This window comes from Pseudoalteromonas obscura (assembly GCF_030135505.1).
Classification (GTDB): domain Bacteria; phylum Pseudomonadota; class Gammaproteobacteria; order Enterobacterales; family Alteromonadaceae; genus Pseudoalteromonas; species Pseudoalteromonas obscura.
Genome location: NZ_JASJUT010000004.1, coordinates 64,724 through 79,609 on the forward strand (window position 1 = coordinate 64,724; position 14,886 = coordinate 79,609).

At 43.5% G+C, this 14,886-nt stretch carries 9 protein-coding genes and 1 other RNA gene; 6 read left to right on the forward strand and 4 right to left on the reverse strand.

Features of this window, described 5'->3' with window-relative positions; all coding sequences use genetic code 11:
- Nucleotides 1-22: 22 nt before the first annotated feature.
- Nucleotides 23-2,920 carry an RNA polymerase-associated protein RapA gene (gene rapA, locus QNM18_RS11670; protein ID WP_284137320.1) on the reverse strand — a complete coding sequence of 966 codons (2,898 nt, stop codon included), beginning with the start codon at nt 2,918-2,920 and terminating at the stop codon, nt 23-25.
- Between the two features lie 411 nt (nt 2,921-3,331).
- Here rapA and QNM18_RS11675 point away from each other — a divergent pair, with 411 nt between their 5' ends.
- The 3 genes from QNM18_RS11675 (at nt 3,332) to QNM18_RS11685 (ending at nt 9,561) form a co-directional block, all read left to right on the forward strand.
- On the forward strand, nt 3,332-4,732 hold the full coding sequence (locus QNM18_RS11675) for a PhoH family protein (RefSeq protein WP_284137321.1): 1,401 nt from the start codon (nt 3,332-3,334) through the stop codon (nt 4,730-4,732).
- A gap of 185 nt (nt 4,733-4,917) precedes the next feature.
- Entirely contained in the window at nt 4,918-8,658 is a 3,741-nt protein-coding gene (locus QNM18_RS11680; protein ID WP_284137322.1) for a hybrid sensor histidine kinase/response regulator, read from the forward strand.
- Entirely contained in the window at nt 8,659-9,561 is a 903-nt protein-coding gene (locus QNM18_RS11685) for a diguanylate cyclase domain-containing protein (RefSeq protein ID WP_211011405.1), read from the forward strand.
- A gap of 68 nt (nt 9,562-9,629) precedes the next feature.
- Here the strand turns inward: QNM18_RS11685 and QNM18_RS11690 are convergent, their stop codons facing one another.
- Both QNM18_RS11690 and QNM18_RS11695 read right to left on the reverse strand, forming a co-directional pair.
- Entirely contained in the window at nt 9,630-9,992 is a 363-nt protein-coding gene (locus tag QNM18_RS11690; RefSeq protein ID WP_284137323.1) for a DUF3192 domain-containing protein, read from the reverse strand.
- 234 nt (nt 9,993-10,226) lie between these two features.
- The gene (locus QNM18_RS11695; protein WP_284137324.1) at nt 10,227-11,174 is read right to left on the reverse strand and encodes a D-2-hydroxyacid dehydrogenase; all 948 of its coding nucleotides are present in this window, start codon (nt 11,172-11,174) and stop codon (nt 10,227-10,229) included.
- Nucleotides 11,175-11,463: 289 nt separating this feature from the next.
- Here QNM18_RS11695 and zntR point away from each other — a divergent pair, with 289 nt between their 5' ends.
- The 3 genes from zntR to QNM18_RS11710 all read left to right on the forward strand — a co-directional run bounded on the left by zntR (nt 11,464) and on the right by QNM18_RS11710 (nt 14,341).
- Nucleotides 11,464-11,880 carry a Zn(2+)-responsive transcriptional regulator gene (zntR, locus tag QNM18_RS11700; RefSeq protein ID WP_211011469.1) on the forward strand — a complete coding sequence of 139 codons (417 nt, stop codon included), beginning with the start codon at nt 11,464-11,466 and terminating at the stop codon, nt 11,878-11,880.
- A complete protein-coding gene (locus QNM18_RS11705) occupies nt 11,864-13,150 on the forward strand; it encodes an SO_0444 family Cu/Zn efflux transporter (protein ID WP_284137325.1) in 1,287 nt (428 codons plus the stop codon). The genes zntR and QNM18_RS11705 overlap by 17 nt, the downstream gene beginning before the upstream one ends.
- A 93-nt stretch (nt 13,151-13,243) precedes the next feature.
- Complete coding sequence (locus tag QNM18_RS11710) at nt 13,244-14,341, forward strand: lysophospholipid acyltransferase family protein (RefSeq protein WP_284137326.1); 1,098 nt, start codon at nt 13,244-13,246, stop codon at nt 14,339-14,341.
- A gap of 122 nt (nt 14,342-14,463) precedes the next feature.
- Here QNM18_RS11710 and ssrS read toward each other — a convergent pair.
- Nucleotides 14,464-14,646: non-coding RNA, 6S RNA (gene ssrS, locus QNM18_RS11715), on the reverse strand.
- Between the last annotated feature and the right edge of the window lie 240 nt (nt 14,647-14,886).

A 14,886-nucleotide genomic window follows, 5' to 3' on the forward strand; every position in this document is an offset into this window, starting at 1 on the left:
CTGCCTGATATTGAATAAATAGTTATTGGTTAGAAACCACAATTAAGCGAATGGCATCGAGTTTAACTTGCGCTTTAGAGATATGCTCGCTGAGCTGTGTTTTTTGTTTATCAAACACTTTAATCTCTTCGTCGCGAATATTGGGGTTGATGGCTTTTAGCGCGGTAAGGCGGTTTTGCTCTTCGTCCAATCGCGTTTGCATATCTGCTTGTGCCTGGTTTTGCAATGTTTCTAGCTGCTCATTTGCCATATCAGTTGCTTTGGCGATCAGTGGGTGGATTCCGGACTGAAGTGCATTGGCAAGCTTACTTGCAGTTTGGCGGCCAACAGCAGACAACTGCTGGTTAAATGCATCGAAGGCAACGTTATCTGCCAAGTTATTACCGGCTTTATCCATCAATACACGTATTGGCGTAGGAGGTAAGAAGCGTCCTACCTGCAATGATTTAGGCGCGGAAGTTTCGGCAACATAGATTAGTTCAACAAAGAAAGTACCTACTGGTAACTTGTTGTTTTTAAGCAATGCAACAGACGCACAGCCAAAATCATCATCACAGATCATGTCCATCACACCTTCTACCATAGGGTGATCCCAACTGATAAATTGTGCATCTTCTTGAGACAGTGATGTGGAGCGATCAAATGTGACTGTAATGCCATCATCTTTCAAACAAGGGAAGGATGGATTGAGCATGTGTTCTGTTGGCTTCAGAATAATGGTGTTTTCACCCTTGTCTTCTTGGTTAACGCCAAATATATCGAACACATTAATCATATAAGCTGGCAGAATAACATCGTCGTCGAGCGTTTCAATTTCACTGACGATTTGCTCGGCACGACCTTGACCGCTTGAATGTAGTTCAAGGAGTCTGTCTCGACCTTGCTCCATTTTGGCGCGCAGTACTTTATTCTGTTTGGCAACTTGCTCAAGCAGCGGATCTAGCTCTTCTTCGTCGCAATTATGGGCTGCGATAAACTCAAGCAAATCTTCAGAAAACTCTTTATAGAGTAGCTGACCTGTGGTGCTGGTGGTTTCAAATGCATCTAATGCTTCGTTGTACCAGCGCAGTAAAACTTCTTGTGCGGTATTGGCAAAGTAAGGCACATGAATATTCACATCATGTTGTTGACCAATACGGTCTAGACGTCCAATACGTTGCTCTAATAAATCTGGGTTCAGCGGTAAATCAAATAGCACTAAGTGGTGCGAGAACTGGAAGTTACGTCCTTCAGAACCAATTTCAGAACACAGTAATACCTGCGCACTGTCATATTCATCGGCAAAATACGCTGCAGCGCGGTCACGCTCAATAATAGACATGCCTTCATGGAACACCGCTGAACGAATGCCTTCACGTTCGCGCAAGGTTTGTTCTAGACTTATCGCGGTTTGTGCTTCTGCACAAATCAAGAGTACTTTTTCGTGTTTTAACTCTTTGAGTTTTTCAATCAGCCAATTTACACGTGGATCGAACTGTGTCCAGCTTGCACTTTCCCCTTCGAATTCTTGGAAGATTTTTTCTGGAAACAATGCACGTAACGCGCTTTTTTCAGCCGTTTGAATGCCACCCATATTACCTAAAACAGACATGGCTGTTTTATATTGTTTCGGCATTTCAACTGCATGTGCGTGGATTTTTCTGCTCGGGTAACCTTCAATACCGCTGCGGCTATTTCTAAACAAGATACGGCCGGTTCCATGACGGTCAAGCAGCATACCCAGCAGTTCTTGTTTTGCACTTTGTTCTTTTTCTGCAACACGCTTAAGTAACTCAGAGATATCGGTTTCTTTGAGAAGCTCAGTGATGGTCTGCGTGGCTTTTTCATCCAGTTCAGTATCTTGCAACAATTGATTTGCCGCGTCAGCAATTTCTTTGTAATTGCTCTCTTCCGCAACAAATGCATCGTAATCATAGAACCTATCAGGGTCTAATAGCTGCAAACGGGCAAAGTGACTGCGGTGACCCAGTTGATCAGGTGTCGCAGTTAACAAAATGAGGCCTGGAATATCTTGGCTAAGCTCAGCAATACGCTGATACTCAGTACTTGGTTTATCTTTTTCTACGGTTAAGTGGTGTGCTTCATCGACAATGAGCAGATCCCAATCAGCCAAGGTCGCCTGCTCAAACCAGCGGCGCTTTTTGGTGATAAACTCAAGGCTCACCAGTACCAATTGTTCAGTTTCAAAGACATTTGGAGAGTCGGCAAATGCTTCGTCGCAGCGTTCTTCATCAAAAATAGAAAAGCGCAAATTGAAACGACGTAACATCTCTACTAGCCATTGATGTTGCAGACTTTCAGGTACAATGATCAGCACTCGGCTAGCGCGGCCAGTGAGAATTTGCTGATGCAAAATCATACCGGCTTCAATGGTTTTACCCAGTCCCACTTCATCAGAAAGCAAAACACGTGGTGCAAAACGCTGTCCGACTTCATCGGCGATATATAATTGGTGAGGTATCAAGCTCGCACGTTGACCGATAAGGCCTTTAAGGTGAGATTGCTGACGGTTAAATTGGTGCTGCCATGTTTGGTAGCGTAATGTGTAGCGATCAAATCTATCTACTTGGCCTGCAAAAAGCCTGTCTTGCGGCTTATTAAACTTAATGAAGTGATCTAAAAAGGTTTCTTTCAGGCTGACAGTTTCTTCTGTGTCTAGACGAACACCATGATAGCAAAGCAGATCCCCTTGCTCTTCGATGCTCTCTACACGCATTTCCCATTCTTCAACACTGCGGATAACATCCCCAGGATTAAATGCTACACGAGTCACCGGCGCTTCTTGTACAGAATAAACGCGGTTTTCTCCACTGGCGGGAAACAGAATGGTTACTTGTCGACCCTCTAAGGCGACAATGGCCCCTAAACCCAAATCTGATTCGGTATCGCTTATCCAGCGCTGACCTAAGGAAAAATTCATGGTTTTCTCATCTTCGCAGAAAAAAGGCGGCTATGTTACCGAGAAGCAAAGCCTTGTTCAAGATTGTAAAAACACAATAAATGTGCCTTACAGCGTGGTGTTGTGCGGGTTTTACCAAATAACTCGGACATATTTGTTGTTTGCTCACCGTTGATTGTTTTTTAATGTGCAATAGTGGCTATTAAGCATAGTCAAACATGCTCATAGTTGGAGATAAAATATACGATCCAATTGATTAAAAAAAGTGACAATGTACATACCTGGAAATAAATAGGGACAGTTTCATACTGCACTTTTTGTCATAAAAACGACTTTTGTGACAAATAGACTAAAATTAAGTTAGAGCGATGTATTGTGTGGCGAGCAATACAGTGTTCAATCATAGAAATTGCAGACGAATAGGAATGCACTATGGGAAAAGATGACCTCGACCGGAAAATATATGTACTAGACACCAACGTTTTACTTCATGAGCCCCTCGCTTACCTCTCCTTCCAAGAACACGATGTTGTGATCCCCATGACAGTGTTAGAAGAACTTGACCACATCAAAGATCGAAAACGTGATGTCAGCAGAGATGCGCGGGTTGCAATTCGTAGCCTCGACGATGTCTTAACCGATGCAACACCCGAGCAAATGTTAGAAGGTGTTGATTTACCTAAAGTACAGAGAGACCCGAATAAACCAGCCAGCAGTGGTAAACTCATTATCGTTAACGACCATTTATACCCTGATAGTATTTCTGGTCTGCCGGGTAATGAAAATGATCACAGCATCATTAACTGTGCATTGCAATTGCAAAAACAGTATGTCGAAAAGCGTGTAGTTTTGGTGACCAAAGACATCAATATGCGACTTAAAGCAAAGGGAGTGGGATTAAAGTTTGTTGAAGATTACCGCACTGACCAATTAATTGATGATATTAATTTACTCACTTCTGGATATAACAAGTTCGAAGGCGACTTTTGGGCTACTGTAGGTGAGTGTCAAACCGAGCAGCAGGGCCGTTATAGTTTGCATAAAGTGCCAAAGTCGCTGATGCCGGAAGTTTTTTACAATGAATATCTACTCGATGACAGTGAGCATTTTGCAGCGCGTGTTATCGGTTATGATGAGGCCCATGTCACTTTAAAGGACATCAGTGTTGAACGTTTAATGCATCAACAAGCTTGGGGGGTTAAGCCAAAAAATGTGTATCAAGGTATGGCTTTAGATGCTTTACTCGATCCCAATATTGAATTGGTGGTACTTACCGGGCCTGCGGGATGTGGTAAAACTCTATTGGCACTGGCCAGTGCGCTAGAGATGATCATTGAAAAAGGGGTGTACGATAAGGTTATTGTTACCAGAAACACGCCAGAAATCGCCGAAAGTATCGGCTTCTTACCAGGTACAGAAGAAGAGAAAATGGCACCTTGGTTGGCGGCGATCACTGATACTTTGGAGGTGTTGCACAAACATGATGAAAGCCCAATTTCCAGTCGTAACTACATAATGGAAAAGGCCAATATTCAGTTCAAGTCTGTGAACTTTATGCGTGGCCGGAGCATTCAAAATGCAGTGGTGATCTTGGATGAAAGCCAAAACTTAACGGCGTCGCAGCTGAAAACCATTATTACGCGCTGTGGTGAAGGGACTAAATTGATATGTACGGGGAATCTGGCGCAGATTGACAGCAACTACTTAACGCCGGTGACATCCGGGTTGACGTATATTGTTGAGCGCTTCAAAGATTTTGAAGGAAGCGCAACAATCAACCTCAATGGGGTTGTGCGCAGCAGGTTGGCGTCGTTTGCAGAGGAAAACTTGTAAAACACGCCGTGAATTGTTAACTCGTTAGCAGGCGGTCGATGTATAGCTGTGAGCACATACGGTTTACTGTTATACATCGGCTGTATGCACAAAAGAAATTGCAGCCAGCGTGAAGCACTTGCTTATCTCAATGGCGCTCGCTACTCTTTCAAAAAAAGATGGAAGCAATTATTACAGGCCCATGAATGGACATTTTGTCAGAGTTCCTGCCCCTTAAAACTTACCGAAAATCTATTTGTGTCGCTTTATTGATACCCTTAATTCTCGCAATCGTTCTGTGCTTTCACTTATTCAATATTAAGTTAGAGCGCCAATATGACGTGTATCAGGTGCAGTTTTCAGCGGTATTGGCACAGGTCGATCAAGCTGCGAGTGCTGCAAGTACGGTTATTGGCAGCATTAAAAGAGGTCTTGATACACCGATTAAATATCAACTCGCCAATAATGTGCAGCAGCAAGTGCGCCAGCAGTTGGGGTACTATTATCATCGATTGCCAGAGCAGGGAGGGGAATTGGTTGGTTTGGGTACCTACAAAGCTTCGCCTCATGTATTGGAGCATTGGTTACACGTAATGGCGCTGGGTCCGAGTTTCGATACTGCGTTGGCATTGATCAGTGAATTAGAGGCCGTGGCATATTTTAATGAACATGGCTTTGCCTTTGTAAAACGCCGAGATGATACACAAAGCCATTTATTAACGGCCATTGTTGAAGGACGTTTTAGTCCAAGAAAAGGGGGGTTAGCAAACCCTGACAGTAAACAGACTCGGCTTTTCGGCAATACTTATTTCAGTATCGCACAGCCTATTATCAGCGGCGGTAAATCACACATAATTCTGATTTATAGTGCAGACAAAGTAACTGCTTTACTGGATAAGTTGACCTTCGATGAGGGGGCATTGGCACTGATCGACGCAAATTCACAAGTATTGGTGCAAAGCAGCCAAGCAGCTGTTTTACAAAAAGACCCCATGGTTGAGTATGCTAGACTGTGGCGTGGAGGGGTTGAGCTACAAGGTGCAATACAAAATGCACCTTATTCGTTGCGGTTTCAGCAATCAGAAGACGCCTTTATTGCGGCGGTGTTTGAAGAGGTCATAATTGAACTTGGCTTTTTGACTCTGTTTATTGTGTTCACCTTCTTTACGTTCTTATGGTTAAACGGACAGATCTTTATTCGTCCGCTGAAGCACTTTGTTCACTACTTGACTAAGCAAGATTTAGCTGAAGACCACACGCTTAACTATCCAGTACCAAGTGATTGGCAGCCATGGTTTAAAGAAATCAAACAAGTTGTCACTCAAAGGCAAGCCTTATTTGAGCAAATGGAAACTCATAATGCGCGTTTAGACGATCAGGTTCAGCGCCAAAGAAAAGCGCTCTCTCGTAGCTTTGAGGCTAAAGAGCGCCAAGCCGCTCTGCTCAATACTGTGCTTAATTCAGTGCCGGATCTCATCTATTTTAAAAATATTGATGGCTCATTCATTGGTTGTAATCAGGCGTTTGAGCGATTTATTGGGGTTGTGCAAGCTGAATTGGTTGCCAAAGAGCATCAGGAAGTGAGTCAAAAGTACTTGGAATTACTTGACCTTGAGCAGGCGATGGAGCTCCACAGTATACCTTTGACAGAAACGCTCAACTTCGATGAAAAAGCATATTTGGTGAGTGTATCTCCATTGTTTGATGAGCAGGGGAGTCGTATCGGGAGTTTAGGTATTGCCCGCGATATTAGTGAACAACAACAGGCTATGATCGCGCTGCGAGCCTCTGAACAAAACTTTAAAGCGGCAATTAAACATGCGCCAAATGGCATTTTGCTGGTCTCAACAGAGTGTGTGATTTTAGAGTTCAATCGCGCTGTACGAAAACTGTTAGATGGCGTTGAAGCTGGACAGCATTTAAGTGCCTTGTTTGATAAAGACGAGCTGGATACACTCAATGGCGTATTGGCGCAATTATTGGAAGAGCGTAAAGGGGTTAAAGTTTTGAGTTTGTCACAAAGCGAGTCAGCGCTATGGCTTCAGCTGAGTGTATCACTCGTTTGGGACAAGCAAAAGGTACCAAAATATTTTGTGATCCATGTACAAAATGTAACAGCCCTGACTAAAGCTAAGATAGAAGCCGAGCGGGCAAATAGAGCGAAAAGCCGTTTTATAGCAAATATCAGCCATGAGATCCGAACGCCTTTAAATGCGATACTGGGGTTAGTGGGGATCCTAAAACCAGGCTTAACACGTGTCCAAGACAGTGAAAAGTTAGCGCATATTGAAACCGCAGCGAAACAACTGCTGACAATGCTGAGCGATATATTAAGTTTTGCTCGCCTTGAGGGTGGACGAGCAAAACTGCATCGCAAACCATTTACGATATTGAACTTGATGAACAGTTTGAGCGCGCTGATCCAGCCTTTAAGCGATGCAAAAAAATTAGGTTTGAAATTACAGGTTGCAGCCAATGTGTGGCCTGAGTTTGTAGGGGATGAAGCTCGGATCAAACAAATTCTCGTCAATTTATTAGGCAATGCGGTTAAATTTACAAGCCATGGTGAAGTGGGCCTTAGGGTGGAAACAAAATGGAGTAAATCAGGGGAGCAGTGGTTGTCTTTTGCTGTATTTGACACCGGTCCAGGTATCAAAAAAGTGGACCAAAACCGCCTGTTTGATGCATTCACACAAGGAAATGAATCCAGTTCTCGAGAGTATGAAGGTATAGGCTTAGGGTTGGCTATTGTAAAACAACAAGTCACCCTATTGGGCGGCAAAATTGAGATCCGAAGCGAAGAAGGGATAGGGAGCACTTTTGAATTTGAGCTGATGTTGAAAACACACGGCCGGGCTTATCAAGCTAATCATAACAACATATGTTTGGTATCAACAAATACACCGCCGAGTTATTTATCGGCCTATCAAGTCACGCATTTTGCCAATTTTGGTGAGGCGTTGGAACAGTTGGATAAATTTGCGTATATCGCCTGTGATGACATCGAGGAGTTGAGCTATTTATGTCATCACTTTAGCGATATGACGTCTTCAGGCTGTTCTGGGTTAGTGGTACCCAATAATTTAAATATGTCGCAATGTGCAAGCCATTCACTTACCACTCTTAGGCTACCTGAGCACATGTTTTACCAGTCGCTGTGTTTATCTCCATTTGAACAAGGCACTGCGTCGCCGCCAAGTCATGATCGTTTGGCAAACGCTTTGTGCTTAGTGGTTGATGACAATGTACTAAACCTTGATATATCCAAAACGGTTTTGGAGCAACATGGTGCGCTAGTTGTGGCGCTCTCTAGTGCACAGGGTATTTTGGATATTTGCCAAAAGCTCAAACCTGACATGGTGCTTATGGACATCTATATGCCACATATTGATGGTTATCAGGCCACTCAAATTATCCGTGAGAAACTCAGTGAAGAGGCATTGCCAATTATTGCGCTTACTGCAAATGCACATGAGCATGAAAAAGAAAAAGCGTTCGAACATGGTGTTAATGCATTTCTAGTTAAGCCCATTTCTCCTGATGACTTATGTGTCGCCTTGCAGCCCTATGTAGGAAATCACCCGCGTGTTTTTGATAAATCGTTTGCCCTTAGGCAGCTGATGAATAACTCGGACCTTGTAAAAGCAATGTTGGATAAGTTTGCTAAACTGTGTGATGAGTATGTTCGTGATTTGCAAGCCGTTGATAGCAATGCGCGGTTGGCAGAGATTGCACACAGTATTAAAGGGGCTGCTGGTGGTATTGGATTGGCGCGCTTAGCTGACTATGCCAAATTGACCGAGGCAAACGCTCGCCGTGAAAAGGTGGTTAATTCATCAGATAGTGGGTCAAGCAGTGCCCCTTTGAATGATAAGATGCGAGATGAGTTAATATCTTTGATTCAACAAGCGCAACAGTTTATTTTATTGGAAGCAAAAGGAAGTTAAATGCAAAAGTCAGCCAATATCTTAGTGTTAGACGGTGATCCTCTCAATCGGGTGGTTTTGGAAAATACCTTATCTGATGAGCACTTGGTGATTGGTTGTTCCAATAGCGGCCAAGCATTTGAGCGCCTATTGCAAACGCGCTTTGACCTGATCATTGTGGATATTTTAATGCCAGATGATGAAGGCCTTGATTTTCTGTTACAGCTCAAAGCGGATCCCAGTAGCTATCAAATACCAGTGATAGTCATTTCAGCTAGTAATAGTTACCAAGATGAAGCGCGCGGGCTGATGTTGGGGGCGGTGGATTATATTGTTAAGCCGTTTAGCCCTAATATCGTCAAAGCGCGGATAAAAATTCATTTGGCAATTAAGCAAAAGAATGACTTGCTTGAGCGTCTAGCTAATATCGATGGATTAACCGAAATTCCAAATCGTAGAGCGTTAGATGAGACCCTTGCCCAGCTTTGGTATCAAAGTCGGGATCAACATGTGCCACTATCAATGTTGCTCGTGGATATAGACTATTATAAAGAATACAACGACAGTTGTGGGTTCAGTGCTGGCGATGAGTGTTTGGTTAAAGTTGCCAAGGTGTTGGAAAGCATCACACAAAAAGTAGAGGGGTTTGTTGCGCGTTATGATGGCGTGCGGTTTGTAGCTCTGATGAATAAACGCAATGCAGATCAAGCGTTGTCTTTAGCTGCTGCGATGCATCAAGCTGTAGATGCTTTATCAATTCCTCATCCTAGCTCTCCTATTTGCGCGCACGTAACGATTAGCATTGGGGTAGTCCATGTCAAAGAAGATTTTTCTGGTGATCACCAAGATAGTTTGAAGCTGGCGGATGAAGCCTTGTTGCAAGCACATCACTTGCAAGAGCGAGTGGTTTTGGTAAACCGCTAACGCTCACTGTACGCCAAATGAAAAAGCCGCGATATGCGGCTTGAGCAGGGAAATGTCTGAATAGTTGGTTACAAGTAAGTATCTACCGCCGACTGACCAAAACCAACGAGTTGATTGTTTTTAAATACCAATGGTGTGCATTCGTCTTTGGTGATCTGACCATCCGCGTGTTTTCTGTTCGTGGCAAAGTAAAGGACCTGATATGTGTGGCCGTCTTTTGATATTGCTTCGTTGAAGTCTGGCGTGCCAAATTCTTTAGTAACTTCTTTGTAGCTAGTACCCAGTGCGAGTTCGCTGATCTTATCTCTATTTTCTTGGTGTTTTGCAGGCCAGCTATTGTAGTGACGCATTTCACCATCAGACACGGCAACGATACAACCAGACAGTAATGTAGTGCTTAAAAGCGCAGTAGCAACAAGTAATTTTTTCATTGTGTTATCCTCATGACCTGATGTGTACAGTCATCATCAAGTTTTATTTTATTTTTTACTTACCTTAACTTTTGCAATTGTTTTGCCAGTTTTTTTATTATTAAAAATCAATTGGTTATGATTTTTGGAGAAAGGTAGGTATGAGATTTACACTAAATAGTAACAATAATGAATAAAATGTGGTGTTTTAAGCCACTCATATTAAGTGGCCTAAACTGCATTGCATTTGCGTGGTTAAACTACACGGTTATGTTGCCCACCATCTAAATAGCTGGTGATGTTTTCAGCAATACCAAGAATTAGTCGAGTGATTGATTCTTGACTGGCCCATGCTGTGTGTGGGGTCAGCATTAGATTGTCGCCCTGATATTTGATCAGTGGATTATCAGCGTCAGCAGGTTCAACCGAGAGCACATCAACACCCGCCGCGGCGATTTGATTGTTAGCGAGTGCATCAGCTAGAGCCTGCTCATTGACTATGCCACCGCGTGCCGTATTGATAAGAATAGCGTGCTTTGGCAACAGTGAAAGAGTCTCAACATTAAACAAGTTTTCAGTTTGCGGTGTGAGTGGACAGTGTATTGAAACAATATCAGCAATCTTCATTGCATCTTCAAATGCCATACGGCCACTGCGTGTTGCTTTGCTATTTGGGCGCTCAGCAATGATCACTTTGGCACCAAATGCCTCAGCGACTTTAGCGGTTGCCTGGCCAAGGTTACCATAGCCGACGATAACAAAGCGTTTATTGGCAATGTCATTAATACTGTGATCTAGACGGCAAAACATTCTACTATTTTGCCAAGCGCCTAGCTTTGTATCTGCGGCGTAGCGATGAATATTGCTCATTAGGTTACCTAGCAAGGTAAAGGTGTGCTGAACGACGGAAGGGGTTGAGTATCCGGCAACATTAGTAACCGCAATACCTGCATCTTTTGCCGCAACCAGATCAATATTGTTAGTACCAGTGGCGGCAACACAGATTAACTTTAACTCAGGTGCTATTGCAAAGTGAGCGCCATTCAACTGAACTTTATTAGAGACGATGATGTTTGCCTGTTGAATGCGACTGTCGACCTCACTGGGGCTGGTGTATTCATATGTGGTTACAGTGCCAAATTCGTGAAGTGGAGAAAGGTCGACGCCCGCCAAAGTAGCGGCATCCAAAACAACAATATTCATATTTTTATCTCGTTATTGACTTTGGAGCTAACTCCAAGGTTTATACTCTTTATTAGTGATGAAATTGACGAAATGGTGGCGATGAATTTTAGCGCCTATTTAATTGATGGGCATTAAACGTGCTAGTTCACGACACCATTTGCAGAGTTCATGTGTGTACGTTCAGCAAATAGCAAACGCCAGTGTATCACTTTTAGCACTTAAATTTGATTTATTGTGGCTAACAAGTTGTTCAGGCTTAAGTGCATCAGCTGACTTTATCGTGTTAACTGAGTGAATAACCATGGCGATGTATCGAATAGGGCAGCTTGCAAAGTTGTTAGGCGTATCGACGGATACGCTGAGATATTATGAGCAACAAGAGTTATTGGTTGCCAATGAAAGAAGTGCGGCGGGCTATCGTCTATATGATAAACAGGCAGTAGATAGACTGCGTTTTATTATTCGCGCAAAGGAAGTTGGATTTAATCTTAAAGATATTCAAGAGTTATTGAGTATCAAGATTGATAAACAACAATATCGCTGTGAAGAAGTAAAAACCCTGACTTTACAAAAGCGAGATTGGGTCCGCGAAAAAATTTCGGAATTGAGCATATTTGAACGTTCATTGACTTTACTGGCTGATCAATGTTGTGGTGGTGATGAACCCGCAAACGCTTGTTCAATTTTAACGGCACTGGAGGATTTAGATGACACTCATCAGTAATTTTTGGCAATTGTTTGTTATATCAGCACCTTGGCTGATGCTGGGTCTACTACTGGCAGGCCTGCTTAATGTATTTATTCCAAAAGACTTTTTACAACGTCATTTAGGTAAAGAGGGATTGTGGACAACAGTTAAAGCGGCATTGATCGGCGCACCCATGCCACTGTGCTCCTGTGGAGTGATCCCCGCGGCCATTGGGCTGCGAAGAGCTGGTGGGTCTAAAAGTGCCACCACTGCATTTTTAGTGTCAACGCCGGAAACGGGCGTGGATTCCATTTCTGTATCGTACGCTATGCTGGGGCCTTTTATGGCCATTATTCGGCCAATTGCTGCTGTAGTCAGCGCGATCACGGCGGGGTTATTGGTTGGCCGAGATAACCACGAACAGTCAGTGGACGCGCAGCATAGTGATAAACCCCCACAAGCGGCGCCGTGTTGTACTAAAGCGCCGCAGGCCGCCCCTAAATCGGAAGCCGCTTGTTGTACCAAGAGCTCGGAAGCTGCATCTGTTTGCCGTGAGCAAGTATCAAAAGTGGTGACTGAGCCCACAGCAACTTGCTGCGGCGCTGAGAGTGTCTCAACGGCACTGCGCGGTACGCATAATCATAAACACATGACGAGTGGTCATCAGCAAGGCAGTTGCCCGGAAGAAGAGAAAATAGAGCAACCAGAAGTAAGTGCTTGCTGCTCTTCTCAAAGTAAATCCAAAGACCGCTTACCTACCAAGCTATGGCAAGCAGTCAAATTTAGTTGTAACAAGCTATTATCTGATACTATGGTTTGGCTTCTAATTGGTATATTCTTCGCTGCATTAGTCCAAACATATGTGCCAACCGAGTTTTTAGCTCAATGGGGTGACGGTATATTGGCCATGATAGTGGTCATATTGATCAGTATTCCTATGTATATTTGTGCGACGGCTTCGACGCCTATTGCTGCAGGGCTGTTGCTCGCCGGGGTGTCGCCTGGGGCGGTATTAGTCTTTATGCTAGCGGGACCTGCAACAAATGTGGCAACCATTGGGGTGGTTGCAAAAGAGTTAGGACGTCGAGCTGTCGCTGCATATATTACAGCTGTTATTGGTGTCGCTATATTGTTTGGTTTTTTAACGGACTATCTTGTTTTGCAATTTGGTTTTGAAGTGGCTGCAATGGCAGGGCATCAGCATGAAGTGTTGCCAAGCTGGCTGAGCCAAATCTGTGCCATTTTACTTGCGATGTTGATGCTGCGTTTATTCGCGATAGATTTCAAACAACGTCTGACAACCTAGTGTGGTCAGACTTGATATTCTTAGCATCCGGGTTGAGAGCGAGATAGAATAGGCCGTTTTTTGTCATACGCCTAGATCAGTAAGAGTAATTTAGTGGATAAATACGCAGATATCAGACCTTATAATGATGATGAAGTGCCCGCGGCCCTAGAGAGGTTATTGGCCGACGAACAGTTTTTAGATGTTATTGCCGAACATAACTTACCAAAATGGATAGCGTCTTTTGCTGCTATTAGCAGGCCTTTGGTAAAAGCGAGACTCAAATCTAAATGGAAAACTGTCAACAATGTTGAAGCCGTTCAAAATGAGGTGGCACAATATTTGTCTATGTTGGTTGAGCGTACCACTTCCAAGGTTACCTATTCTGGGCTTGAGCGTTTAGATAAAAATGGCGCATATTTGTTTATTTCTAATCACCGCGATATCGTATTAGATCCGGCGCTGGTTAACTGGGGATTGCACCAGAACAATTTGCCGACTGTACGCATTGCAATTGGTGATAACTTATTGCAAGTCCCTTATATTACCGAGTTGATGCGCTTGAATAAGAGCTTTATCGTAAAGCGCTCAGCAAAAGCGCCAAAAGAGATGCTCAAAGCGCTGTCGCAGTTATCAGGTTACATTTATGACTCACTGCAAGAAGGCAATTCGATTTGGATAGCACAAAAAGAAGGTCGCGCAAAAGATGGTATTGACTATACCGACCCTGCGCTCTTAAAAATGCTGCAACTTCAGGGGAGGCGTTTAAAAGCGCCATTTGCTGACTATGTACGCAAACTAAAGGTAGTGCCAGTATCAATTTCTTATCAATATGAGCCCTGCGCACTGGCAAAAGCCAAAGAGCTCTATCACAAGCAACAGTTTGGCGAGTACCAAAAAGAAGAAGGTGAAGATATCAAGAGTATCATTGATGGATTTAGCGCTGATAAAGGCAATGTCCATGTCGCATTCGGTACGCCCATTGAGGATGATTTTGAAACGCCAGAGGAGTTGGCGCAAATCATTGACAAGCAAATCATTGATAACTATTACTTGCATTCAACAAACTATTTAGCTGCGGGCGAGCAAGCAAATAGCAGCAGTGAAGAAACTGAACGTTTCAAGCAAAGCATAGAGACACTCCCAATCGAGCTGAAAGAGTTTGTTTTGTCTATGTATGCGCAGCCTGTAAAGCGTAAGTCATCTATATAGACATGAGAAAGTCAATGTAAATAGTGAGCCCATAGGATTATGTTCTGTGGGTTTTTTATTTTGTATATTCGGAAAAAGAAATAAGTCAGGCGAACTCAATGCGAGTTTTGATGGTAGGTGAAGGTGTCCCCGGCTGCGCGGATGCGGATGTAAGTCCTTGAACCCTAAGGTTCAAGGCGGAAGGCAACAACCCACCGTAGGCTTCTCGGTACCTGCCAAGCTTGCGCAAAAGTGAATAAACTGCATTCCTAAAAAAAGTTTATCGGCTCAGGGACATAATCCACTGTCCGGCGAGCTAGGGAACAACTTTAGTATATAAGACAACACCGAATGCTTAAACCATAAAATGAAAAAATCTTACTTATTTGCTGGCAAAATCACCGACTGAGTATTGGCTGCCCAATTTTTGCTTTTTTTACATACACGCGCCCTAGATTCTCTGTTTGAAAACTACCTGTGTCTTGGTAGGCAAACAGATGGAACTGCGGGGTTTTTTCCTTCGAGACAAGACAATGCATTGTAGTTGCTATACTTCGAATGGTAGC